The sequence below is a fragment of the Sulfitobacter sp. W074 genome (assembly GCF_025142275.1).
In the GTDB taxonomy this organism is placed as follows: Bacteria; Pseudomonadota; Alphaproteobacteria; order Rhodobacterales; family Rhodobacteraceae; genus Sulfitobacter; species Sulfitobacter profundi.
This window is the reverse complement of the sequence record NZ_CP081130.1, coordinates 1,197,033-1,220,221: the sequence shown is the minus strand read 5'-3', so window position 1 is coordinate 1,220,221 and position 23,189 is coordinate 1,197,033. Positions and strand designations below refer to the sequence as shown.

The following is a 23,189-nucleotide window of genomic DNA, read 5'->3' as shown; positions in this document are numbered from 1 at the left end:
GGGATTGCCAGAAGCGCCCGCCCGCGCTAAGGCCCCGTCCATGCCCAGATATGCCTTGAAAATCGAATACCACGGTGCGCCCTTCAATGGGTGGCAACGTCAGGTTGACCAACCCACGGTACAAGGCGCGATCGAGGCCGCCTTGGCCAAGTTGGAGCCGGGCGCGCATACCATCGCCGCCGCCGGGCGCACCGATACCGGCGTGCATGGGCTGGGGCAGGTTGCCCATTGCGACATGGCCCGCGACTGGCGGCCCTTTCGTCTGGGCGAAGCGCTGAATTATCATCTGAAACCGCAGCCCATTGCGATCACCGATTGCGTGCTGGCCCCCGAAAATTTTCACGCCCGTTTCTCGGCGCTTGAGCGACGCTATCATTTCCGCATCCTCAGCCGGCGTGCCCCGGCGGTGCATCAGGCGGGGCTGGTTTGGCAGATCAAACATGGCTTGGATGTAGAGGCGATGCAGGCGGCGGCGGATCTCTTGGTGGGTAAACATGATTTCACCACCTTCCGCTCAACCGTCTGTCAGGCGGAAAGCCCGGTGAAAACACTAGACCGCTTGCAGGTCTCTCAGGTCGAGACCATGGCCGGGACGGAATATCATTTCGACGTGCGCGCGCGGTCTTTCCTGCACAATCAGGTGCGCAGCTTCGTCGGCTCGCTGGAGCGTGTCGGCGCGGGCTCTTGGAGCGTGGCGGATATGGGGACGGCGCTTGCGGCAAAGGACCGTGCGGCCTGTGGGCCGGTCTGCCCGCCGCAGGGGCTTTATCTGGCGCATGTGAGCTATCCGGTGGACCCGTTTGCCAAAGCCTAACGAGGTCCATCGCCTCCCCGCGGGGTGGCGATGCTACGCTAATTTCATGCCACTTTATGGCGCAACCATGGGTGGGCTTTTCGTCGTGTTCCGCCCGTTGCTAAATCGCCTCCCCGACCGGGCGGGCAGGCGATGGTCCGGCGCCTTCGGCTTGTTTCCGGACCCGTAAGCACCCTTACGGCAAAGGCGTCCACGTCCCGTGGAACTTGCCCTCTTCGCTTATCCGCTCGAACCCATGCGCGCCGAAGAAATCGCGCTGAGCTTGGATCATATTGGCCGTGCCGCGCGCCCGGCGCATGCTATCATACCACGCGAGCGCCGCCGACAGCGCAGGCAGCGCCACGCCGAGCAGCGCGCCCGCCGCCACCACACGCCGCAACGCGGGAACGCTCTCTTCCAGCCGTTTGCGCATGGCGGGGGCAAGGATCAGATGCCCGCCCGGCAACTCACCCCGGAAGGCGTCGGCAAACTCGTCCAACAGCGCCGAGCGGATGATGCAGCCCGCCCGCCAAATCTCGGAAATCCGCGCCATATCGAGGGACCAGTCGAACTCCTCCGAGGCCGCAGAAAGAATGCGAAAGCCCTGCGCGTGGCCGATGATCCGCCCCGCCAAAAGCGCCATCTCCAGATCGTCCACCTCAGGCAGTGGCGCGTCTTGCACGCCTTCGGCCAGCAACGGTTCGGCCATCTCGCGCACGGCCTTTTCGCTCGACCAGCCACGCGCGCCGACGGCGGCTTCGATGGTATTGGCCGATTGCCCCATCTTGAGCGCTTCGATCAAGGTCCAGCGCCCGGTGCCCTTCTGCCCCGCCTGATCGCGGATCACGTCGACCATCGGCGTGCCGCTTTGGGCATCGACCGACAAAAGCGCGGCTGCCGACACTTCGATCAGATAGGAATTCAGCGGCCCCTTGCGCCAGTCGGCGAAAAGGTTGCCGATCTCCACCGCGCCCTGCCCGCCTGCATCCCGCAGCAGGCCGTAGACTTCGGCGATCATCTGCATGTCGGCATATTCGATACCGTTATGCACCGTCTTGACGAAATGCCCCGCCCCGTCGGGGCCCAGATGCGCCACGCAGGGGGAGCCTTCGAAATGGGCGGCAATCGTCTCGGCCATCGGTTTGAACTGGGTCCACGAATGTTCGCTGCCGCCCACCATCATCGACGGGCCATTGCGCGCCCCGGCCTCTCCGCCCGACACGCCCATGCCGACGAAATGCAGACCGGTGCCGTCCAATGCGGCACTGCGGCGGCGGGTGTCGTGGAAATCGGCGTTGCCGCCGTCGATCAAGGTGTCGCCCTCATCCAGCAACGGTTTGATCGTCTCGATCATCGCATCGACCGGTGCGCCAGAGGGGATCATGAACAAGATGCTGCGCGGGCGGGCGATGGCGGCGACGAAATCTTCCAGTCGCTGGGTCCCGATCAGGCGCTCGGCCAGCGGGCCGGCTTCGTCAAGGAAAGGCGCGATCCACTCTGCCTCACGATTGCTCACCGCCACGGTAAAGCCGTTGTCGGCCAAGTTCAGCGCCAGAGCAGAGCCCATGGTGCCCAGCCCGTATACCCCGATATCGGCGCCTGCCCCCCGTGCCGCGCCCCCGTCCGCCTGCGTGCCAGTTGCCATAACGATCATGCCTCATTTCTAGCCGGTCATACTGCCAAGCCCGCCGATCCGGCGCGCCGCAGTTTGATTTGCGTTCGGGAACACTATATAATGCGGGGATAACAAGAAAAACACCCGACCGAGGCATAGTTCTGTAATGACACAAGTATTTAGACGCGCTTGGGAGGATATGGTCCTTCCTATTTTCAAACGTCCCCGCCGCGTGCAGGTGGCGGCCCTTTGCTACCGCGAGTCCGAGGCAGGCAAAAAGGTGCTGCTGATCACCAGCCGTGACACGGGCCGCTGGATTTTGCCCAAGGGCTGGCCGATCGACGGGTTGGACGGTGCCGGAGCCGCCTTGCAAGAAGCATGGGAAGAGGCCGGGGTGACAAAAGCCGACATCGAATCCGATCCGATGGGCATTTTCGACTATGACAAGGGTCTCGGCGAAGGCTTGACCGTGCCCGTGACCACACAGGTCTATCTCACTCGCGTGCGCGATCTGAGCGAGGAATACCCCGAAGCGGGCATGCGCAAGCGCGCGTGGTTCACGCCCCAAGAGGCGGCGGAACTGGTGGATGAGCCTGATCTTAAAGCAATCTTATCTGCCTTTCACTAAAGCCTAATGGCATCGGGTCTCGGCCCGGTGCCCCATTGCCCTTCCCCAACAGCCAATGCCGCCCTCCGCCGAATGTTACAATTTTGTGACAGGGTGACTTGCGCCCTCGATAGCCTTATGTCACCCCCCGCTTAACGTTAGGATCGTTGGGAGATCATACAGGAATGGCAACGGAACCGCAGGGCAGCCAGTGGAAGACGCTGGACAAGGACCTCAACCGCATTTCGCAAGTCGAACTGGCCGCGACCTATGTCGCCCGCCCCCTCGTGGCGCCGGGCATTGCGCTGGCCTTTATCGTGGTGGCAGGTGCCGTTGCGGCGGTCTTCTTCGGGCATCAGCCCTCTAGCTTTGTCGTGATCGCGGCCGCGATCTTCGGCGCCTATATGGCGGTGAATATCGGCGCGAACGACGTGGCCAACAACATGGGCCCCGCCGTGGGCGCCAATGCGCTGACCATGGGCGGGGCGATCGTGATTGCGGCCTTGTGCGAATCCGCCGGTGCCTTGCTGGCGGGGGGCGATGTCGTCTCGACCATTTCCAAGGGCATCATCGACCCGGCCAGCGTGGCCGACACGCGCATCTTTGTCTGGGCGATGATGGCAGCGCTGGTGTCTTCCGCGCTTTGGGTAAACCTTGCCACATGGGTCGGCGCGCCGGTGTCGACGACCCATTCGGTCGTGGGCGGTGTCATGGGCGCGGGCATCGCAGCTGCGGGCCTTGGCGCGGTCAACTGGAGCTCGATGAGCATGATCGCCGCAAGCTGGGTGATCTCTCCCGTGTTGGGCGGTGCCGTGGCGGCGATGTTCCTTGCGTTCATCAAGGCACGGATCCTGTACCAAGACGACAAAATCGCCGCCGCGCGCACATGGGTGCCGGTGCTTGTGGGTCTGATGGCCGGGGTCTTTGCGGCCTATTTGGCGCTGAAGGGCCTCAAGAAAATCATCAGTATCGACATGCCCATGGCCTTGATCATCGGGCTGGTGACGGGGCTGGTGGTCTATGCCATCTCCGCCCCGTTGATCCGCCGCGCGTCCGAGGGGATGGAGAACCGCAACCGCTCGGTCAAAACGCTTTTTGGCCTGCCGCTGGTGCTGTCTGCCGCCCTTCTCAGCTTTGCGCATGGGGCCAATGACGTGGCCAATGCGGTGGGGCCGCTGGCGGCGATCGTACATGCGACAGAGTTCGGCGGCTTTGAGGATAAGGTCAGCATTCCCACATGGGTCATGATCATCGGCGCCTTCGGCATCTCCTTTGGTCTGTTCCTTTTTGGGCCGAAACTGATCCGCATGGTCGGCAGCCAGATCACCAAGCTGAACCCGATGCGCGCCTATTGCGTGGCCCTGTCGGCGGCGATCACCGTGATCGTGGCAAGCTGGCTGGGCCTGCCCGTGTCCTCCACCCATATCGCTGTGGGCGGGGTATTTGGCGTGGGCTTTTACCGCGAATGGCATATGGAGCGGCGCCTGCGCCGGATCGGCGGCCAAACCAGCGAAGTGAAACGCATCGCCAAGGAAGAACGCCGCCGCCGCAAGCTGGTGCGCCGGTCGCATTTCATGACCATCGTCGCGGCTTGGGTAATTACCGTGCCCGCCGCGGCCCTGCTCTCTGCCATGGTCTTTTGGGTGCTCAACACCCTCGTGAACTGAGGTCAGGCGCGTCCGCGCCTTACCCCTCTTGCTGGTCCTGCCCTGCTGCCATCTCGGCCCGCAGGGCGGTGACCGGCAAATGCGGCAGCCCCTCGCCTGCAAGCTCTGCCCAGCCCATCACCCGCAAGACCATATCCGTTACCGGTGTCGCCCGGCCAAGCGCCTGCCCGCGGCGCTGCACCTCGCCTTGCAACGCGTCGATCTCGGTCGGGCGGAGGGCGGCAAGGTCTTGCGCCATGGAGGTCCGCGCCTGCGGATCAATCTGCAACATGGCAGAGGCGATGCGTGTGAACAGCGGTGTCGGCAGGCGCAACAGAGCCGGGACCAGCCGCGCCGGGATTGGCGTGGTCATAGCAGGGCGGATCTTCTCTGCCCGCAGAATGGCAAGCGCCTCGGCCCATTGATCGGCCATCAGCCGCCGCCACGCCCGATCCTGCAACTGCGCTTGCAACGGCAGACCGCTTAGCGCGTTCAGCGCGTTGTTGAGGTTCATCAGGAACTTACCCCATTGCAGGGCCGTGATATCCGCGTGTTCCACCACCTTCAGATCCGGCAACGACAGCCGCGCCGCCAGATCCGCCGGTCCGCCCTCGATCACCAGATCGCCCGAGCTTGCCCGGTGGTAGCACCCCTGTCCCATGGCCACGACGTTGAAGGGCACCAGCCCGGCGCGCAGATCATGCTGCGGCAAGTGCTGGGCCAAGGCCGCGCGGTTGCCCATGCCGTTTTGCAGGCTGATAACCTGCACGCCCTGCGCGCTGTGGCGGGCGATCTGCCGGGCGATGTTTTCGGTGTCGCGCGATTTGACCGTGACCAACACGATATCGGCATCGCGCAGACAGGTCTCATCACCCGCAAGGGTCAGATCATCCGCCGAGAGGTAGCGGGCCATGCCGCCAAAATCGGTCAACGTCAGCCCGTGGGTGCGGATCTCGGCCTGAATACGAGGCCGGGCCAGCAGGGTTACGGAATGCCCCGCCCCGGCCAGCAATCCGCCGATGAAACAACCGATCGCCCCCGCGCCCGCGACAACGATGCGGGGGCCGTCGCTCATGCCCCCAGACACCAGCGCATGACGGCTTTTTGGGCGTGCAGACGGTTTTCGGCCTCATCAAAGATCACCGAATGCGGGCCATCCATGACCGAGCTTGTCGCCTCATCATCGCGGTGCGCGGGCAGGCAATGCATGAAGAGCGCGTCAGGTTTCGCCAGCGCCATCAGCGCGTCGTTCACCTGATAGCCACGCAGCTGGTTGTGCCGCCGTTCGCGGGCCGATTGCGGATCATGCATGCTGACCCATGTGTCGGTCACCACCAGATCGGCGCCTTCGACAGCCTTTTGCGGATTGCGTTCGACGGTATAAAGCCCGTCGAGCGCCGCTTCAGGGTCCAGCGGCTCGGGGCCGGTAAAGACGAGATCAAAGTCGAACTGTTTCGCCGCATGGGCAAAGCTGGCAAAGACATTGTTGCCGTCGCCCGACCAGACCACCTTGCGCCCCTTGATCGGGCCGCGGTGTTCCTCAAACGTCTGGATGTCGGCCATGATCTGGCAGGGGTGCGTGCGGTTGGTCAGCCCGTTGATCACTGGCACGGTGGCATGTTCGGCCATATCAAGCAGGGTCTGCTCTTCGAAGGTGCGGATCATGATCATGTCGACATAGCGTGACAGCACGCGGGCGGTGTCGGCGATGGTCTCTCCATGGCCAAGCTGCATGTCCGCCCCCGAGAGGACCATCGTCTGCCCGCCCATCTGACGCACGCCCACATCGAAAGACACGCGCGTCCGGGTCGAAGGTTTTTCAAAGATCAGCGCGACCATGTGGTCTTTCAGCGGCTGATCTTCATCCGCCGCGCCGCGCGGGCGGCCTTGGCGCGCGGCCTTCATGGCGGCGGCGTTGTCGATGATCTGCCGCAAATCGGCGGGGTCGGTTTGGTGGATATCAAGAAAATGGTTCATCTGTCGTCTCTGTCTTGCGGGTCTAAGGCCACGGCCTCCGGTGCCCGAGGAATATTTTAGGTGAATGGCGTTCAGGCCGGGGTCAGCGCGCGCGCGATGGCGTCAAGGCGGGTCACGGCCTCGGCGATCTCATCGTCGGAAATGGTCAGCGGCGGCAGAAGGCGGATCACATTGTCCGCGGCGGGTACGGTGATCAGGTCATGGTCATAGCCCGAGGCGACCACATCCGCATTCGCCACTTTGCATTTCAGCCCCAGCATCAGCCCCGCGCCACGGACCTCTTCAAAGACACCCGGATGCTCTGCCACCAGCCCCTCAAGGCGCTGACGCATCAGCCCCGCTTTGCGGTTCACCTCTGCCAGAAAGCCCGCGTCGGCGACCACATCCAGCACGGCGCAGCCCACGGCACAGCCCAGCGGGTTGCCGCCATAGGTCGACCCATGGGTGCCAGCAGTCATGCCCGACGCGGCCTTTTCATTGGCCAGCACCGCGCCCAACGGAAAACCCCCGCCGATGCCCTTGGCGACCATCATGATATCGGGTGTCACCCCGGCCCATTCATGGGCAAAGAGCCGTCCGGTCCGGCCAACGCCGCATTGCACCTCGTCCATAATCAGCAACAGCCCATGTTGGTCACAAAGCGCGCGCATCTGCTGCAACTCGGCATCCGGCACGGCGCGGATGCCGCCTTCGCCCTGAACCGGCTCCACCATGATGGCGGCGGTTTTATCGGTGATGGCGGCCTCCAGCGCGTCACTGTCGCCAAGATCGAGATGTACGAAACCCGGCAGCAGCGGGCCGAAACCTTTGGTCATTTTCTCAGACCCCGCCGCGGCAATCCCGGCAGATGAACGGCCGTGGAACGACCCGCTGAAAGTGATGATCTCAACCCGCTCGGGCTGGCCTGCTTCATAGAAATACTTGCGCGCCATCTTCACGGCCAACTCGCAAGCCTCGGTCCCTGAATTGCAGAAAAATGCCGTGTCGGCAAAAGTCTCGGCCACCAGCCGGTCAGCCAGCGCCTCTTGCTGCGGGATGTGGTAAAGGTTTGACGTGTGCCACAGCGCTTGAGCCTGATCCGTCAGCGCCTTCACCAGCGCTGGATGCGCATGACCAAGCGCGTTCACTGCGATCCCCGCGCCAAGGTCGAGAAAACGTCGCCCATCCGCCTCGATCAGCCATGTGCCTTCGCCTTTGACAAAGGTCAAAGGGGCGCGATTGTAGGTTGGCAGAACGGAAGGGATCATCTGTTTGTCCTTGAAAGAGGGCCGCGTCACGCCGGTAAAAGGGCATGGGGCTGGCGCAGGGTCAATGGGATTTGGTTGTTTTTGAAAGGGTGCAGCATGTCTGCTGCGAGATCAGGCCATCACGCCGCCCCCTAAAGGGCGCTATGTTTATCGAACGAAGCGTCGTCGGATGGAATATGTGGCACATTTGATCATGGGCCTTGCATAGCCGCCCTTCATCCCCCACGTAAAGCCCCAATCGCAGCGCGCCGCCCTCAAGGGGCATCGGCGCTTGCACCTGCGGCCCCAGAAGATAAAATGGAGGCCGATACACTGACAAAGCGGTCCGGGCTATGGGGCCGCTTTTTAACTGGGGAACCCCGTATGTCCTGGACTGATGAGCGCGTAGAGACACTTAAAAAGATGTGGGGCGAAGGCCAGTCCGCCAGCCAGATCGCAAAAGAACTGGGCGGGGTGACGCGCAATGCCGTGATTGGCAAGGTGCACCGTCTGGGCCTGTCGAACCGCACCGCCGGGGCACCCGCCGCCGCAGCGGCTGCCAAGCCAGAGCCCAAGGCCAAGCCCGCAGCGTCCAAGGCCGAGGCCAAGCCAAAGCCCGCCGCCAAGCCAGCAGCGGAACCCGAGGCCGAAGCCGCCCCTGCGCCCGAATCCGAAGAGCCCGCCGCAGCCCCGGCGCCCAAGCCCAACCTGCCCGCGCGCAAACAGATCATCCCCGCAGGCCAACCGCTGCCGCCGCAGCCTTCGGCCAATGAGATCAGCCCAGAGGCGCTCGCCAAGGTCAGCGAAATCGAGAAGAAGGCCAAGAAGATCGGCCTGATGGAACTGACCGAGCGGACCTGCAAATGGCCCGTCGGCGACCCCGCGACCGATGACTTCTGGTTCTGCGGCCTGCCCGTACAACAGGGCAAACCCTATTGCGAGGCCCACGTCGGCGTCGCTTTCCAACCCATGAGCGCCCGGCGCGACCGCCGCCGCTAAGACTGGCAAGATGCAATGAAAAAGGCGGGTGGGCGTGATTGCCCTGCCCGCTTTTTCTTTGCCTCAAGGCACAATCAGCGCAGTTTCGGCGGTTTCGCCGGATCACTGCCCGGGGCCATCCGGGGCGTGTTCTGCAAAGGCTCCATCTGCGGCAGGTCAAAGCGCAGGCCAACGCGGGCCAGTTTTTCGACCACCGCATCGTTGGGACCAAAGAAGCCCACATCCATCGCCCCTGCCTCGATCCCCGAAAAGGTCAGCGCCTCTGAGGCTGCCCGCACCAGCGCGTCCTGCGCGCGGGGGATCGCGCCGACGAAGGCCAAAAGATGCCCGCGCCCGCCGCCGGTATATTCGACCCCCACAAGGAACGCGCCAGCCGCCATGCCGGTCGCTGTCGCCAGCTTGGCGTCGATCGCGGCGATTAGCGTCTCTGGCAGCCCCTGCGGCGGGAACACCTGATCGATACCCGCCTCCACTTCGCCCGGGGCATGGGCCAAGGTGCTGCGCAGCCAATCCATCGCCTCGGCAGGCAACAGGATTTCCGACGGGGCCACGCCGATGTTCACCGCCATGCCAAGCGGCTGGCCCTCCAACATCGCGGAAATCGCCCGGCCCGAGAGCGCCACATAGGGAGACGCCTCCCCCACATGGGCCGACAGCCGTGCGGCGCGGTCGAAAACCATGACATAGCTGTCCTCAAGCAGCACCGGGCTGATCTGATCGCCCTGCGGCTCATCCTCTAACAACATGAATAGCTCAACATCCGCGATACGCTCGTAAAAGCGCAGGCGGGCGGCGTCATCCTCGGGGGCGGTCATCATCGCGGCATGGGCTTGGTCCAGCGGGGTCGGCTCAATCAGCCGGGCTGTCTTAAGGTCAGCTTGGGGGTCAGCTTGGCGGTCGGTCATTCATCACCTCGGACACGGCGGCGCGCAGACGGGGCAAGACCTCTTCCGCGAACCAGGGATTCTTGTTCAACCATCCGGTATTGCGCCAAGACGGATGAGGCAAGGCAAAGACCCCCGGCGGATGATCCCGCCACCCCGCGACGGCCTCGGTCACATTGCGGAATCCGGGCAGGTGATACTTAATCGCATAGGCCCCGATCAGCACCGTCAGACGCAGGTCGGGCAGCATCTCAAGTACGGGCTTGCGCCAAGTTTGGGCACAGATACGCGGCGGCGGCAGGTCACTGCCCTTGGCGTCATAGCCCGGAAAGCAAAAGCCCATCGGCACGATGGCAACACGGTTGCGGTCATAGAATGTCGCCTCGTCCAAGCCCAACCAGTCGCGCAGACGGGTGCCGGACATGTCCCAAAACGGCTTGCCCGCCTCATGCACCCGTTTGCCGGGCGCTTGGCTGGCAATCAGCAGCCGCGCGCCGGGTTTGAACCAGACGATGGGCCGTGGGCGATGCTGGGTCGCCGTCACGGCAAAACGCTCGGCACAAAGGCGGCAGGCCGCCAGATCATCTCGGATATCCTTCATGAGGAGGAGATAAGCGGTAGGGCCGAAAGATAAAGGGCCGCAACTGATCACTTCGACAAATATCGAAATAAAGCTTGCGTAGGGCTGACATTTCGATATTTCTAGAATCATGAAACAAGAATCCGCAACCCCCGCCCTCACCCTCGCCGCCAGCAGCTTTGCAGCACTTGGATCGGAACAGCGCCTCTTGGTGCTGCGCACCTTGGTGCGCGCCGGATCGGCGGGGCTGAGCATCGGCACGCTGGGCGAACGCACCGGGGTGACCGGCTCGACCCTGACGCATCACCTGAAACTCTTGGCCTCCGCCGGATTGGTGAAACAGGAAAAGCAAGGCCGCAGCACAATCTGCGCCGCCGTCGCCTATGAAGAAGTGCAGGCGCTGGCGAATTTCCTGCTCACCGAATGCTGCGCAGACGCAATCAACGAATGTACGGAGCATGATCATGGCTGAAACCACGCAATCCCCTCCCGTGCTCCATCGACTGGCGTTCTTGAAAGGCGCTTGGGGCATCACCTTGGCTCTTCTTGCCCTCATCGCCCTGCTGGATCCCCCGCAAATCGTGCCGACCGTTACCTTCACCGCCGAGGCGCTTTTGGGCACCGCCCCGTTCATCGCCTTCGCCGTGCTGGCCGTGGCCTATCTCAAAGCCAGCGGCGCTGAGAGCCTGCTCGCCCGCGCTTTTGAGGGCAATCCGGCCCGGATGGTGGTCATGGCCGCCGCCCTTGGCGGGCTGTCGCCCTTTTGCAGCTGCGAGGTGATCCCCTTTATCGCTGCCCTGCTCGCCGTTGGCGCCCCGCTGGGTGCGGTTATGGCCTTCTGGCTTGCCTCCCCCTTGATGGATCCGGCCATGTTCGCGATCACCTCCGGCACGCTGGGGTTCGATTTCGCCGTGGCGAAAACCATCGCAGCACTCGGCGTTGGCATGGTCGGCGGCTTCACCGTCTTGGCCCTATCGCGGACCCCGCTCTTTAATGATCCGCTGCGCGCCCAGCCCGCGAAAAGCAGCTGCTGTTCTTCGGCCAAACCCTTCTCCGGCGCGCCGGTTTGGAAGTTCTGGCAAGAGGCCGAGCGCCGCGCGAGCTTTAGCGACACGGCGCTGACCAACGCGGTTTTCCTCGTGAAATGGCTTACGCTCGCCTATGTGGTCGAAGCCTTGATGCTGACCTACGTGCCCGCAGAATGGATCGCCAATATCTTGGGCGGCACCGGGATCATGCCCATCATACTCGGCGCTTTGGTGGGGGCACCGGCCTATCTCAACGGCTATGCCGCGGTCCCCTTGATCGACGCGCTGTTGGCCCAAGGCATGACCCAAGGCGCGGCCATGTCCTTTGTCATCGCAGGCGGGGTCAGCTGCATCCCGGCGGCCATTGCTGTCTGGGCGCTGGTCAAACCGCATGTCTTTGCCGCCTATCTTGCCTTTGCCTTTGTCGGAGCCATCTTCGCGGGCATGGCTTGGCAATTGGTGGCCTAATGGGGCACGGGCATCCCCCTGCGCATATCCTCGATCAGGTCAAAGCGGTGTTGGCAGACCGCTTTGACCCGCACCACGGCACGCAGGCCACGAAAGACGCACAACAAAGCTGCGCCGAGACGAAAGTGATTGGCCACTGACGACGGGCCGGGCCGCCGCGAACCTAGGCCGCGGCCCGATCCCCGGAGGGTTTCTGGGGCTCTTCATCGCCGATCGGCCCGTCCCCGTTGACCATATCTTTGACATGTATCCCATGCGCCAACTCGCGCCCGGACCCATTGCCCAACGGCATATCGATATAGAACGTCGTGCCGGGGCCCGCGTTTTTGAAGTAGTCGATCTGACCGCCCAAGGCTTCGATGATCCGCTTGGAGATGTTCATGCCCAGACCGGTGCCACCCACGGCGCGCTGGTCAGACGAGTCGATCTGCGAGAATTCGTCAAAGACCTTCTCCCGCTCGGATTCCGCAAGGCCGATCCCCTCATCAATCACGCTGATCCGCACCTTATCCTCGTGCTTGACGGAGGTGACCTTCACCGTCGACCCCGCGGGCGAGAATTTGGCCGCATTGGACAGAAGGTTGGACATCACCTGCTGCAGGCGTTTTTCATCGGTGGCAATTCCCGCCGCATCCGAAGGCTTGGCATAGCGCAGCGTCACGCCCAAGTTGCCTGCAAAGGCCTGATTAAGCTCAATCGCGTCTTCGATAATCGTTTGCACTTCAAGCGGTTCGATATCAAAGCTCACCTTGCCCGCCTCGAACTTTTGCAGGTCGAGAATCTCGTTAATGATCGACGTGAGCCGCGCCGAATTGCGCTGCGCGATCTTCAAGACCTTCTCCATCTGCGGGGTCATTTCACCCAGAACCCCGGCGCAGGCCATATCGAGCGACCCTTTGATCGACGTCATCGGCGTGCGCAGCTCGTGGCTGATGGTGGAGACGAATTCGGTTTTTACCTTAAACGCGATCTTGGTTTTCTCATGCTCTGCTTTCAACTCTTCCAACTGGCGCAGGTTGGTGCGGTACATTTTCATGAAGATACGCGAGCAATCGACGATGAAATAAAGCACGAAGACCACGGTGAACAACTGGGTCCAGAGCTCGGACTCTATGCTCGCCCCGGTGCGGACGATGTCCCAGATTGGAATGAACAGGAATGTCGCCCCATAGATCGCAAGCCGCAGCATCAACACTGGCAGGATATGATGGTTGTTCATCGACGCAAAAAGCGCTGCCGCGAATAGGAAGAACAGCGGCAGAAAATGGGTCGTCGCCCCCTGCTGAAGCGCAATCCCAAGCGCGAAATAGCTGATCACCCCGGCGCTTAGCACCGTCCCGAGGTAGATGCGGTTCATGAACAACCGCGCCAAACGGGGGCTGCGCCCGCGCCACCGGGTGATGCGCAAGAAGAGAAGGTAGTCAAAGGTCTCGGAAATCGCGATAAAGATCAACGTCGTGATCGACAGCCAAAGTTCGTAGTAGAAAGCGGACAGGCAAATGGCCGCCGCAAAAATCATTTGCCGCTGCCAGAACAGGTTAACGCCGACTTGGGAATAATCCCGCATCTGCTGCACCTTAGTCGCGTCAGCGAGATGCGGCGTATGAATCGGCCCGTATGTTACTTTTTCCTGCGACATCGCTCTCGTTTTCTTCGGTCGGCTGCTCGAATGTCAGCATTCTGCCGACAAACGCCCTTAACATGTTGCATTTCGGCATCGTCGCACATGTTAGACGCGATCTTCCCCACTTCTACACCCGGAAATGGGACATAAGTATGGCCATTTCATGCAACTAGAGGTTAGCCTCTTGATAAGAGTTATTTTTACAGCGAATTTTCGAGGTCAAACATGAGTCTGCAAGGACGGAGCTTCAGTGGGAAATCTTGGCAGGATGTTCTTCCCGAACTGACGCCACAAGACGCTAAAGCGTTGGAAGTCAAAAATAATCGTTTTCCCCGTAAACTCCTTGGCCCCAAAGCGGCTGAACCTGATCCCTACAGCCCAGAGGCCCTCGCCCGGGCCAATCCGTACATGCGCGCCACAACTTTGTCGTTTTTAAACATGCATCAGCACGGTGAATTATTCGTCAATTTCCTCCGGGCCCGACGCCGAATCTTTATCGATGACAAGCAATGGGATCTCCCTCAGGTTGATGGGATGGAGTTTGACCAGTACGACACGCCCCGCGCGCGCTGGATCGTTCTGCACGAGTATGGAGAGGTCATGGGCGGCGTGCGTCTGATGCCCACCACCTCGACCTGCGCGCAGTACAGCTACATGCTGCGCGATGCGCAGCTCGGGATGCTGCCGGACATTCCGCAGGACGTGCTGTTTTTCAAAGCGCCCGTCCGCGATGACATTTGGGAAGCGACCCGCCTTTTCCTGACCAGCGCGGTCCCCGCGCAGCGCCGCATTGCCGTGCAACGTATGCTCATGAACCAAATGGCCGGTGCCGCCTATGTCATGGGCGCAAGCCACGTTTTGGGCATTGTGCCTGCCACCTTTAGCCGGTGGATGACCCGGCTTGGCCTGATGAGCGCCGTGCCTGTGGGCCCTGTGCAAAACATCGACGGCGACCGCACGCAGGCAGCCTTGATGAACGTCAGCTACATCGGCGAGATGACCCCGACCGAAAGCACCCACACGCTGCACTGACCACCGCACCGACCGCTGCGCAGATAGGCAAGCCGACATCGCCCCGGCGGCTTGCCCAGCGACCGCGCTACAGGCGGCGGTTTGAGCCGCCGCAGCGCTGCTCGTGCCCTGCCCGCACGGCGACTTGCGGCGGCCATCGCCTGCATTTCGACATATTGTGGTCAAATTCGGCGCATAAACGGTTAAGGTACCTCTGATACAAGAGGCGCCGAGAGGCCGCGCTCAGCACCAACTGGAGCAGGGAATGCTGGAATTTGAAAATGTGTCCAAGTCCTTTTGGACGGGATCGCAGCACAAGGTCATCCTTGACCGGGTGTCTTTTCGCGTGGAACTTGGCAAGTCCTTGGGCATTCTGGCCCCCAACGGCACCGGCAAAACCACCCTGATCAACATGATGGCCGGGCTTGAGAAACCGGATGACGGTGAGATCAGGCGAAGCTGTAACATCTCGTTTCCATTGGGTTTTATGGGCGGCGTCGTCAACAAAGTCTCAGCCATGGAGAACGCCCGCTATATCGCGCGGCTCTATGGGCTCGACCCGGATTACGTCGAGAGTTTTTGCCGCTGGCTGTGCGGCTTGGGCGAATATTTCGACCAACCGCTTGGCACCTATTCCGCAGGGATGCGGGCGCGGTTCTCTTTCGCGCTGATGTTGGCGCTGGATTTTGATATCTATCTGATTGACGAAGGCATGCCCGGCACGACAGACGTAGAGTTCAACCGCAAGGCGGGCGACATTCTGAAAGAACGGTTGCAAACCACGACGATCATCATCGTTTCGCATCAGGCCCATACGCTTGAAAAGTTCGCCCGCTCCGCCGCTGTCCTTTTGGATGGTAAATTACATATGTTCGACACCTTGGAAGAAGCGAAACAGCTCTATGACTACGAAACCCAAGGCTAGGAAATTCCGCATCCGCAAGGCACCGCCGCCCGCCGCCTCCGGCGCATCGCCGAGCAGTGCAGCGAAAGCGCAGGCACCGCAGACCGATGCCGAAAAGGCCGAGAGAACGGCCAAGCTGCGCGCCGTGGCCGATGCAACGCAGGTAGAACCGTCGTACAGCAAGGAAGCCTTGGAACATGCCGCGCGCAGCGGCAAAACCTCGGATCCTGAAAGCCCCCGCAGCGGAGAGGTGTCGTCGGCCAAGGAAGTGTCGGCCGAGCAGGATATCGACGCGATCCGCCGCGAAGGGTTGACGGGCCGCCAATTGCGCATGGCGCGCCGCGTGGCGCAGAAACACGGGCTGGCACCGACCTCGGATTTCGACGCCGTGCGCCTTTTGCGCGCCAAGGGGATCGACCCGTTTCAGCGGTCCAACATGCTGGAACTCGTAGTGCCGCAATCGGGAGATCAGGGCGGCAGCGATCTGCCCGCCACCCGTGGGCAGCCCGGCGACGCAAAGGTGCAGCTGCCGCAGACCACTCCGCGCGGCCCCCGCGGCCTGCCCTCGACCGATGTGAGCCCCGCAGAGCGCCGCCAGCGCGAGATTTCCGACATTCAGCGCGACATCACCCGCCGCCGTCGCCGTAAAGCGGCCATGCTGATGGTGCGGCTTGCCTTCTTTGTCATGCTGCCGACCTTCGCGGCGGGCTATTATTTCTACAAAATCGCCACGCCGATGTATGCCACTGAAAGCCAGTTTCTGATCATCCAGAACGAAGGCGGCGGCGGCACCAGCCCCTTTGGCGGGTTACTGCCCACGCAATTCGCCAATAGCGCAGACAGCATCGCCACGCAGGCCTATCTGCAATCGAAAGACGCAATGCTGCGCCTTGATGAGGACGCAGGCTTTCGCACGCATTTCGCAGACCCGCAGATCGACGCGATCCAGCGGCTTTCGGAAAGCCCCACCAATGAGGAATCCTACAAGACCTACAAAAAGAACGTCAAAATCGGCTATGACCCGACCGAAGGCGTGATCCGGATGGAGGTCATCGCCGCCGATCCAGAGGTGTCGGAAGAATTCTCGAAACGCCTGCTCACCTATGCCGAAGAGCGGGTCAACGACCTGAGCAAGCAAAAGCGCGAAGACGGCATGCGTGACGCGCTCGAAGGCTATGAGACCGCGCAGACAAACCGCCGCGCGGCGCAGGAAGCGCTGATCAAACTGCAGGTCGACAACAACGTCGATCCCGAAGCGATGATCGCCTCGATCCGGACCCAGATCACCAATTACGAAACCCTGTTGATTGAGAAAGAACTCGAACTCGCCGCTCTGCTCGACAACCAGCGCCCGAACCAAGCCAAGGTCGACGGCGCGCGCGGCGATGTGCGGCGGCTTCGCGAACAGCTGACCAAACTGCGCGAACGCATGACCGCCGCCAACGAAGGCGAAAACTCGCTGGCGCAACAGGCGGTCGCGGCGCAGCTTGCGCAGGCCGATCTGGCCGCCGCCGACATGGTGCTGCAAAGCGCGCAAACCGCAATGGAGCAAGCCCGAACCGAGGCCGGGCGGCAGGTACGCTACCTCACCGTGGCCGTAAACCCCGTGGCCCCGGACGAGGCGACCTACCCCCGCAAGTTCGAAAACACGATATTGGCTTTTCTTATCTTTGCAGGCATCTACCTGATGTTGTCCCTGACAGCGTCCATTCTAAGAGAACAGGTAACTTCATGACCCAGCTGCGCATTGGCAACCTGACCGTCGGCAACGACCGTCCCCTCACCGTGATCGCTGGCCCCTGCCAGTTGGAGAGCGAAGACCACGCGCAGATGATCGCAGGCATCCTGAAAGAAGCCTGTGACGCGGCTGGCGCGCAGTTCATCTTCAAGGCCAGCTATGACAAGGCCAACCGCACCTCCCTCTCGGGCAAACGTGGTTTGGGCATTGAAAAGGGTCTGCAAGTCCTGCAATCCGTGGCCCGCGCCAATGATGTGCCTGTGCTGACGGATGTGCATAACGAAGCGCAATGCGCCCAGGCTGGTGAAGTGGTCGACGTGCTGCAGATCCCTGCGTTTCTCTGCCGCCAGACCGATATCCTGCTGGCCGCTGGCGAAACGGGCAAGGCCGTGAACGTCAAGAAGGGCCAGTTCCTCGCCCCTTGGGAGATGCAGAACATCGTCGACAAGATCGAAAGCACCGGCAATAAGAACATCCTCTTGACCGAGCGCGGCACGACCTTTGGATACAACACGTTGGTTGCCGACATGCGCAGCCTGCCGCAGATGGCCCAAACCGGCTATCCGGTGGTGATGGACGCGACACATTCCGTCGCGCAGCCGGGTGGCAAGGGCGGCTCTTCGGGCGGTCAGCGCGAATTTGCGCCCGTCATGGCGCGCGCGGCCGCATCCATCGGCGTCGCCGCTATTTTTATGGAGACGCACGAAGACCCCGATCGCGCGCCGAGCGATGGGCCCAACATGATTTACCTCGACCAGATGCCGGGGCTGATCAATCTGCTGATGCAATTCGATGCGCTGGCAAAAAGCCATCCGCTGACTTTCTAAATTTATCCCAAAAAGCGAGTATTTGACGTGAGTAAACCGGCCTCCACCGTGACCCCGAACACTTGGGAATTTCTCCGCGATGCGATGATCACCCCGACAGGCTTTCGTGAATATGACGCGCGTTGGAAATATCCCGACGACATCAACCTGCCCGGCATCACCGCGCTTGGCCTTGGCCTTGGCACGCAAATGCACGCGCGCGGGATCGAGCCTGTCATCGCCGTGGGCAATGACTATCGCGACTATTCGCTGTCGATCAAAAATGCTCTGATGCTTGGGCTGATGCAGGCCGGGATCACGGTCAAGGATATCGGCCCCGCCCTTTCCCCCATGGCCTATTTCGCGCAGTTCCACCTTGATGCTCCGGCGGTCGCCATGGTCACCGCCAGCCACAACCCGAACGGCTGGACCGGCGTTAAAATGGGCTTCCAACGCCCCCTGACCCACGGCCCCGATGAGATGGGCGAGCTGCGCGACATCGTCCTGAATGGCCGGGGCGAGCGGCGTCCGGGCGGTGCCTATGAATTTGTCGACGGTGTGCGCGAAGCCTACCTCGACGACCTTGTGGGAGACTTCAAAATGACCCGCAAGCTCAAGGTCGTCTGCGCCACTGGCAACGGCACCGCCTCGGCCTTCGCGCCTGAGCTGTTCCGCCGGCTGGGGGTCGAGGTTGTCGATAGCCACAACACGCTGGACTACACTTTCCCCCATTACAACCCGAACCCCGAAGCCATGGAAATGCTGCACGACATGGCCGACAGCGTGCGCGCCTCCGGCGCCGATCTGGCGCTTGGTTTTGATGGTGACGGCGACCGCTGCGGCGTGGTGGACAACGAGGGCGAAGAAATCTTCGCCGACAAGATGGGCGTCATCATGGCCCGCGATCTGGTGAAACTTTACCCCAACAGCACCTTTGTCGCGGATGTGAAATCCACCGGGCTCTTTGCCTCTGACCCTGAGTTGCAAAAACACGGGGCCAAGGCCGACTACTGGAAAACCGGCCACAGCCACATGAAGCGCCGCGTCAAAGAACTGGGCGCGCTGGCGGGCTTTGAGAAATCCGGCCACTATTTCTTGGCCGAGCCGATTGGCCGTGGCTATGACTGCGGCATGCGCGTCGCGGTGGAAATCTGCAAGCTGATGGACCGCAACCCGGACATGTCCATGTCTGACCTACGCCGCGCCCTGCCCCAGACTTGGGCCACGCCGACCATGTCGCCCTACGCCGCGGACACCGAGAAATACGACATCCTCGACCGTCTGGTTGAAAAGCTGGTCGCCAAAGCAGAGGCCGGAGACAAGATTGGCGGGCGCGCTATTGCCGAGGTGATCACCGTGAACGGCGCGCGCGTCATGCTCGACAACGGCGGCTGGGGCCTCGTGCGGGCGTCGTCCAACACGCCGAACCTTGTCGTGGTTTGCGAAAGCCCCGAATCCGAAGCCGAAATGCGCGCCATCTTTGCCGATATCGACGCAGTGATCCGGACCGAGCCGGGCGTCGGCGACTACGATCAATCGATCTGATCCGGCCCTTCGGCGACTTGAATAAGAAAGGCCCGGGGCATTGCCACCGGGCCTTTTTTCTTTTGATCTGAAAGGGCTTACTTCAGTGCCGCTTCGCAAAAGGCGCGAATACGCTCCGCATCCTTCACACCCGGCGCACTTTCAACGCCAGAGGACACATCGACCTGCCGCGACCCGGTAAGGGCAATCGCCTCTCCGACGTTGTCTGCATTCAAACCACCGGCGAGCATCCAAGGCTTCGGCCAGCGCCGCCCTGCAATCAGCCGCCAGTCAAATGCCAAACCGTTCCCACCGGGCAGGACCGCGTCCTTCGGCGGTTTGGCATCAACCAAAAGCTGATCCGCGACCGTCACATAGTCGTTCAGCACCGCCAGATCAGCGCGGTCCGCCACGCCGATGGCCTTCATCACCGGCAGCCCATAGCGGGCCTTGACCTCGGCCACCCGCGCGGGGCTTTCGCTGCCGTGAAGCTGTAGCATGTCGAGAAACGGCACCGCCGCGAGCAGCGCATCAAGCGCTGCATCATCCGCGTTGACGGTCAGTGCGACTTTGCAAATGCCATCTGGCACCGCTTCCGTCATATGGGCTGCGGCCTCAAGCGACAGATGGCGCGGGGATTTTTCGAAAAAGACAAAGCCCAGCGTCCGAGCGCCCGCCAAAAGGGCGGCGGGCACATCCGCGGGGTCGGTCAAACCGCAAATTTTTACGTTAACATTCTCGGGCATGGGAGGGGTCTAGCCTGCTTCGTCCAGCAGCGCCAGCACCTCATCCTTGCCCTGATGCTTCTCTTCCTTAAGGCGGATCACTTCGCGCTCTAGGCGACGCCGCTCGCGGGCCTGTCGCGCCAGTTCTGCCCGGTGGCCGTGCTCTCGGATCCATTCCCAGACAAAACCAACCAAGAGACCCACGATAATCCCGCCAAGGATTACAATAAAGAGCGGCAGTTCCACGGATGGGTTCACCGCAAACCAACCTGAAATCTCGGTTGGAAGCACCTGAAGTGTCACGATATTTCGGTTCGCCAAGGCAACGGAAACCAGCGCCACCGCGAACAGCGCGATGCAGGCATAACGAATGTAACGCATCAGCTTTTCCCGTTCAGCCGGTCGCGCAGTAACTTGCCGGTCTTGAAGAAGGGCACGTGCTTTTCTTCGACATTCACTGTCTCACCGGTGCGCGGGTTGCGCCCCACGCGGGCATCGCGCTTTTTGACCGAAAAAGCGCCAAAGCCGCGCAGTTCAACCCGGTCTCCACGCGACATGGCACCCGTGATCTCGTCAAAGACCGTGTTTACGATCCGCTCAACATCACGTTGATAAAGATGCGGATTGTCGTCAGCGATCTTCTGGATCAGTTCCGACCGGATCATGGCACGTCCCCCGAGAATTTATTGATGTCTTAACCGACTATAGGAAATAACGCCCCACACGGGAAGGTGTTCCACCAGCGCTGCGATAGATTTTTCGCAGCGAAACCTCTGTTATTTCGGCTTTTTTCCGCCGCATACTGCCCGCAAAGGCTCTGATGCACAGGGATTGGGCGCACATCCCTAATCCCGCTTTGCGATTCGACTGCGGGGCGCGAAGGCAAAAAGGCCCCGCATGTTGCCATGCGGGGCCTTCGCTAACTACACACATTCAACGTGGAATGTGTTTACTCGTCGTCGCCTTTCAGCGCCGCACCAAGGATGTCGCCCAAGCTCGCGCCGGAGTCGGAGGAACCGTACTGCTGTACCGCCTCTTTCTCTTCTGCGATCTCGCGCGCCTTGATGGAGACGCCCAGACGGTGTGCCTTGGCATCAACGTTGGTGATACGCACGTCAACCTTGTCACCGACCGAGAAACGCTCAGGGCGCTGTTCGGCACGGTCACGGCTGAGGTCGGAACGACGGATGAAGCTCTTCATGCCTTCGTATTCGACTTCGATGCCACCTTCTTCGATGGAAGTCACGGTAACGGTCACGATCGAGCCGCGCTTCACGCCGCCAACGGCTTCGGCGAACTTGTCACCGCCAACGTTCTTGATTGAGAGCGAGATGCGCTCTTTCTCAACGTCGACTTCGGAGACGACGGCCTGAACCACGTCACCTTTACGGTAGTCTTGGATCGCTTCTTCGCCGCGCTGGTCCCAGCTGAGGTCGGAGAGGTGAACCATGCCGTCGATGTCGCCGGGCAGGCCAACGAACAGACCGAATTCGGTGATGTTCTTGACTTCGCCTTCGACTTCGGTGCCCTCGGGGTGTGTTTCAGCGAACACTTCCCATGGGTTGCGCATGGTCTGCTTGAGACCAAGGGAAACACGACGCTTGGCGCTGTCGATTTCCAGAACCATGACTTCGACTTCTTGCGAAGTGGACACGATCTTGCCGGGGTGCACGTTCTTCTTGGTCCAAGACATCTCGGACACGTGAACCAGACCTTCAACGCCCGGCTCCAGCTCAACAAATGCGCCGTAATCGGTGATGTTGGTCACACGACCGCTGTGCACGGAGGACAGCGGGTATTTCGCGCCAACCAGATCCCACGGGTCTTCTTGCAGCTGCTTCATGCCAAGGCTGATGCGGTGCGTCTCTTTGTTGATCTTGATGACCTGGACCTTGATGGTCTCGCCGATCGACAGGATCTCAGAGGGGTGGTTCACGCGGCGCCATGCCATGTCGGTGACGTGCAGCAGACCATCAACGCCGCCAAGGTCAACAAACGCGCCGTATTCGGTGATGTTCTTGACCACACCATCGACGGTCTGACCTTCGGTCAGGTTGCCAATGACTTCGGCACGCTGTTCGGCGCGGGACTCTTCGAGGATCGCACGGCGCGATACAACGATGTTGCCACGACGGCGGTCCATCTTGAGGATTTGGAACGGCTGCTTGAGACCCATGAGCGGGCCCGCGTCGCGCACGGGGCGGACATCGACCTGCGAACCGGGCAGGAACGCAACTGCGCCGCCGAGGTCGACGGTGAAGCCACCTTTGACACGGCCAAAGATCGCGCCTTCGACACGCTCTTCTGCAGCATAGGCTTTTTCCAGACGATCCCAGGCTTCCTCACGGCGGGCCATTTCGCGGCTGATGACAGCTTCGCCACGCGCGTTTTCGACTTGGCGAAGGAAAACTTCGACTTCGTCGCCAACTTCGATTTTGGGGGATTCGCCGGGATCAGCAAATTCTTTGAGCTCAACGCGGCCTTCCATTTTGTAGCCGACGTCGATGATGGCTTGCCCCGCTTCGACAGCGATCACCTTGCCTTTGACGACTGTGCCCTCTTGGGGCGTGTCCATTTCGAAGCTTTCGTTCAGAAGCGCTTCGAATTCGTCCATTGCTTTAGTCATGTAGCTTTTCGTATCCTTATCAAATGTTTCTGGCCGCGCGGTTGTCTCCGCCGGTCTGGAGTTGCAATTGGTCGTTGTGGTGGCACCGTGCAGATCACGCCGGAGAAGCTCCGAAGCAAAGGCACAGCGGTAAACCCGCAGCCGAACGCAAACAAAAGAGGGCCGGTTGGTACCGACCCTGCCCGTTATATCGCGCCCGAAGCTGTAACCGCCCCTTAGACAGGGCGCGTATAGGCCAATTTTGCCGCTCCTGCAAGGGCTATGCATACGTTTGGCGGGTGATATGCGGGGGTCTGCCGGGTGGAGGCGCTGTGGGCTCTGGCAAAAATCAGGGATGCTCGACACGATCCACGCGAGTTGAAAAGGCAGGCGGGGCCCGCGACGCCAACGCGCCACCAAGCGCGCCCT

The 23,189-nt window shown here is 61.4% G+C and carries 23 protein-coding genes; 12 read left to right on the top strand and 11 right to left on the bottom strand.

Annotated features, from left to right (window positions below):
- The first annotated feature begins 40 nt into the window (after positions 1 to 40).
- Positions 41 to 814 carry a tRNA pseudouridine(38-40) synthase TruA gene (gene truA, locus K3762_RS06060; RefSeq protein ID WP_260012312.1) on the top strand — a complete coding sequence of 258 codons (774 nt, stop codon included), beginning with the start codon at positions 41 to 43 and terminating at the stop codon, positions 812 to 814.
- 175 nt (positions 815 to 989) lie between these two features.
- Here the strand turns inward: truA and gndA are convergent, their stop codons facing one another.
- Entirely contained in the window at positions 990 to 2,438 is a 1,449-nt protein-coding gene (gene gndA / locus K3762_RS06055; RefSeq protein ID WP_132445862.1) for an NADP-dependent phosphogluconate dehydrogenase, read from the bottom strand.
- Between the two features lie 136 nt (positions 2,439 to 2,574).
- On the opposite strand from gndA, the gene K3762_RS06050 reads away from it, so the two are divergent.
- Together K3762_RS06050 and K3762_RS06045 are read left to right on the top strand one after the other, a co-directional pair.
- Complete coding sequence (locus K3762_RS06050) at positions 2,575 to 3,036, top strand: NUDIX hydrolase (protein ID WP_120350599.1); 462 nt, start codon at positions 2,575 to 2,577, stop codon at positions 3,034 to 3,036.
- 164 nt (positions 3,037 to 3,200) lie between these two features.
- Positions 3,201 to 4,682, top strand: a complete 1,482-nt coding sequence (locus K3762_RS06045) for an inorganic phosphate transporter (protein WP_120350598.1) — start codon at positions 3,201 to 3,203, stop codon at positions 4,680 to 4,682.
- 19 nt (positions 4,683 to 4,701) lie between these two features.
- Here the strand turns inward: K3762_RS06045 and K3762_RS06040 are convergent, their stop codons facing one another.
- From K3762_RS06040 to K3762_RS06030, 3 genes are all read right to left on the bottom strand, one after another.
- Positions 4,702 to 5,736, bottom strand: a complete 1,035-nt coding sequence (locus tag K3762_RS06040) for a 2-dehydropantoate 2-reductase (protein WP_132445800.1) — start codon at positions 5,734 to 5,736, stop codon at positions 4,702 to 4,704.
- Positions 5,733 to 6,638: an ornithine carbamoyltransferase gene (gene argF, locus K3762_RS06035; RefSeq protein WP_132445797.1), complete on the bottom strand. Its 906-nt coding sequence runs from the start codon at positions 6,636 to 6,638 to the stop codon at positions 5,733 to 5,735. Before argF ends, K3762_RS06040 begins: the two co-directional genes overlap by 4 nt.
- Positions 6,639 to 6,709: 71 nt before the next feature.
- Positions 6,710 to 7,885, bottom strand: coding sequence for an aspartate aminotransferase family protein (locus K3762_RS06030; RefSeq protein ID WP_120350596.1), 1,176 nt, complete (start codon positions 7,883 to 7,885; stop codon positions 6,710 to 6,712).
- A gap of 363 nt (positions 7,886 to 8,248) precedes the next feature.
- Between K3762_RS06030 and K3762_RS06025 the strand changes: the two genes are divergently transcribed.
- Positions 8,249 to 8,863, top strand: coding sequence for a GcrA family cell cycle regulator (locus tag K3762_RS06025; protein WP_132445794.1), 615 nt, complete (start codon positions 8,249 to 8,251; stop codon positions 8,861 to 8,863).
- 74 nt (positions 8,864 to 8,937) lie between these two features.
- Here K3762_RS06025 and K3762_RS06020 read toward each other — a convergent pair whose 3' ends face one another.
- Together K3762_RS06020 and K3762_RS06015 are read right to left on the bottom strand one after the other, a co-directional pair.
- Entirely contained in the window at positions 8,938 to 9,720 is a 783-nt protein-coding gene (locus K3762_RS06020) for an SseB family protein (RefSeq protein WP_132445859.1), read from the bottom strand.
- Between the two features lie 28 nt (positions 9,721 to 9,748).
- Positions 9,749 to 10,348, bottom strand: coding sequence for a uracil-DNA glycosylase family protein (locus K3762_RS06015; protein WP_132445791.1), 600 nt, complete (start codon positions 10,346 to 10,348; stop codon positions 9,749 to 9,751).
- Between the two features lie 109 nt (positions 10,349 to 10,457).
- On the opposite strand from K3762_RS06015, the gene K3762_RS06010 reads away from it, so the two are divergent.
- From K3762_RS06010 to K3762_RS06000, 3 genes are read left to right on the top strand one after another with little or no spacing between them, the layout of a single operon-like run.
- The gene (locus K3762_RS06010) at positions 10,458 to 10,799 is read left to right on the top strand and encodes a helix-turn-helix transcriptional regulator (protein ID WP_120350593.1); all 342 of its coding nucleotides are present in this window, start codon (positions 10,458 to 10,460) and stop codon (positions 10,797 to 10,799) included.
- Positions 10,792 to 11,823 (top strand): permease, encoded by a 1,032-nt coding sequence (locus tag K3762_RS06005; protein ID WP_165935590.1) that lies wholly within the window; start codon positions 10,792 to 10,794, stop codon positions 11,821 to 11,823. Before K3762_RS06010 ends, K3762_RS06005 begins: the two co-directional genes overlap by 8 nt.
- On the top strand, positions 11,823 to 11,963 hold the full coding sequence (locus K3762_RS06000; RefSeq protein WP_260012306.1) for a hypothetical protein: 141 nt from the start codon (positions 11,823 to 11,825) through the stop codon (positions 11,961 to 11,963). Before K3762_RS06005 ends, K3762_RS06000 begins: the two co-directional genes overlap by 1 nt.
- A 23-nt stretch (positions 11,964 to 11,986) precedes the next feature.
- Here the strand turns inward: K3762_RS06000 and K3762_RS05995 are convergent, their stop codons facing one another.
- Positions 11,987 to 13,462: a cell wall metabolism sensor histidine kinase WalK gene (locus K3762_RS05995; RefSeq protein ID WP_120350591.1), complete on the bottom strand. Its 1,476-nt coding sequence runs from the start codon at positions 13,460 to 13,462 to the stop codon at positions 11,987 to 11,989.
- A gap of 393 nt (positions 13,463 to 13,855) precedes the next feature.
- Between K3762_RS05995 and K3762_RS05990 the strand changes: the two genes are divergently transcribed.
- The 5 genes from K3762_RS05990 to K3762_RS05970 all read left to right on the top strand — a co-directional run bounded on the left by K3762_RS05990 (position 13,856) and on the right by K3762_RS05970 (position 19,451).
- Positions 13,856 to 14,479, top strand: coding sequence for an acyl-homoserine-lactone synthase (locus K3762_RS05990; RefSeq protein ID WP_260012793.1), 624 nt, complete (start codon positions 13,856 to 13,858; stop codon positions 14,477 to 14,479).
- A gap of 244 nt (positions 14,480 to 14,723) precedes the next feature.
- Positions 14,724 to 15,383, top strand: coding sequence for an ABC transporter ATP-binding protein (locus K3762_RS05985; protein WP_067628983.1), 660 nt, complete (start codon positions 14,724 to 14,726; stop codon positions 15,381 to 15,383).
- A complete protein-coding gene (locus K3762_RS05980) occupies positions 15,361 to 17,097 on the top strand; it encodes a capsule biosynthesis protein (RefSeq protein ID WP_260012303.1) in 1,737 nt (578 codons plus the stop codon). The genes K3762_RS05985 and K3762_RS05980 overlap by 23 nt, the downstream gene beginning before the upstream one ends.
- Positions 17,094 to 17,927: a 3-deoxy-8-phosphooctulonate synthase gene (gene kdsA / locus K3762_RS05975; RefSeq protein ID WP_067942157.1), complete on the top strand. Its 834-nt coding sequence runs from the start codon at positions 17,094 to 17,096 to the stop codon at positions 17,925 to 17,927. The genes K3762_RS05980 and kdsA overlap by 4 nt, the downstream gene beginning before the upstream one ends.
- Before the next feature lie 27 nt (positions 17,928 to 17,954).
- Positions 17,955 to 19,451 carry a phosphomannomutase/phosphoglucomutase gene (locus K3762_RS05970; protein WP_132445779.1) on the top strand — a complete coding sequence of 499 codons (1,497 nt, stop codon included), beginning with the start codon at positions 17,955 to 17,957 and terminating at the stop codon, positions 19,449 to 19,451.
- 77 nt (positions 19,452 to 19,528) lie between these two features.
- Here K3762_RS05970 and K3762_RS05965 read toward each other — a convergent pair whose 3' ends face one another.
- The 4 genes from K3762_RS05965 to rpsA all read right to left on the bottom strand — a co-directional run bounded on the left by K3762_RS05965 (position 19,529) and on the right by rpsA (position 23,048).
- Positions 19,529 to 20,176 (bottom strand): phosphoribosylanthranilate isomerase, encoded by a 648-nt coding sequence (locus K3762_RS05965; RefSeq protein WP_120350586.1) that lies wholly within the window; start codon positions 20,174 to 20,176, stop codon positions 19,529 to 19,531.
- A gap of 9 nt (positions 20,177 to 20,185) precedes the next feature.
- Complete coding sequence (locus tag K3762_RS05960) at positions 20,186 to 20,536, bottom strand: lipopolysaccharide assembly protein LapA domain-containing protein (RefSeq protein ID WP_067626059.1); 351 nt, start codon at positions 20,534 to 20,536, stop codon at positions 20,186 to 20,188.
- The gene (ihfB, locus tag K3762_RS05955) at positions 20,536 to 20,820 is read right to left on the bottom strand and encodes an integration host factor subunit beta (protein WP_067626061.1); all 285 of its coding nucleotides are present in this window, start codon (positions 20,818 to 20,820) and stop codon (positions 20,536 to 20,538) included. The genes K3762_RS05960 and ihfB overlap by 1 nt, the downstream gene beginning before the upstream one ends.
- Positions 20,821 to 21,104: 284 nt before the next feature.
- Positions 21,105 to 23,048, bottom strand: coding sequence for a 30S ribosomal protein S1 (gene rpsA / locus K3762_RS05950; protein ID WP_260012292.1), 1,944 nt, complete (start codon positions 23,046 to 23,048; stop codon positions 21,105 to 21,107).
- Positions 23,049 to 23,189: the final 141 nt, after the last annotated feature.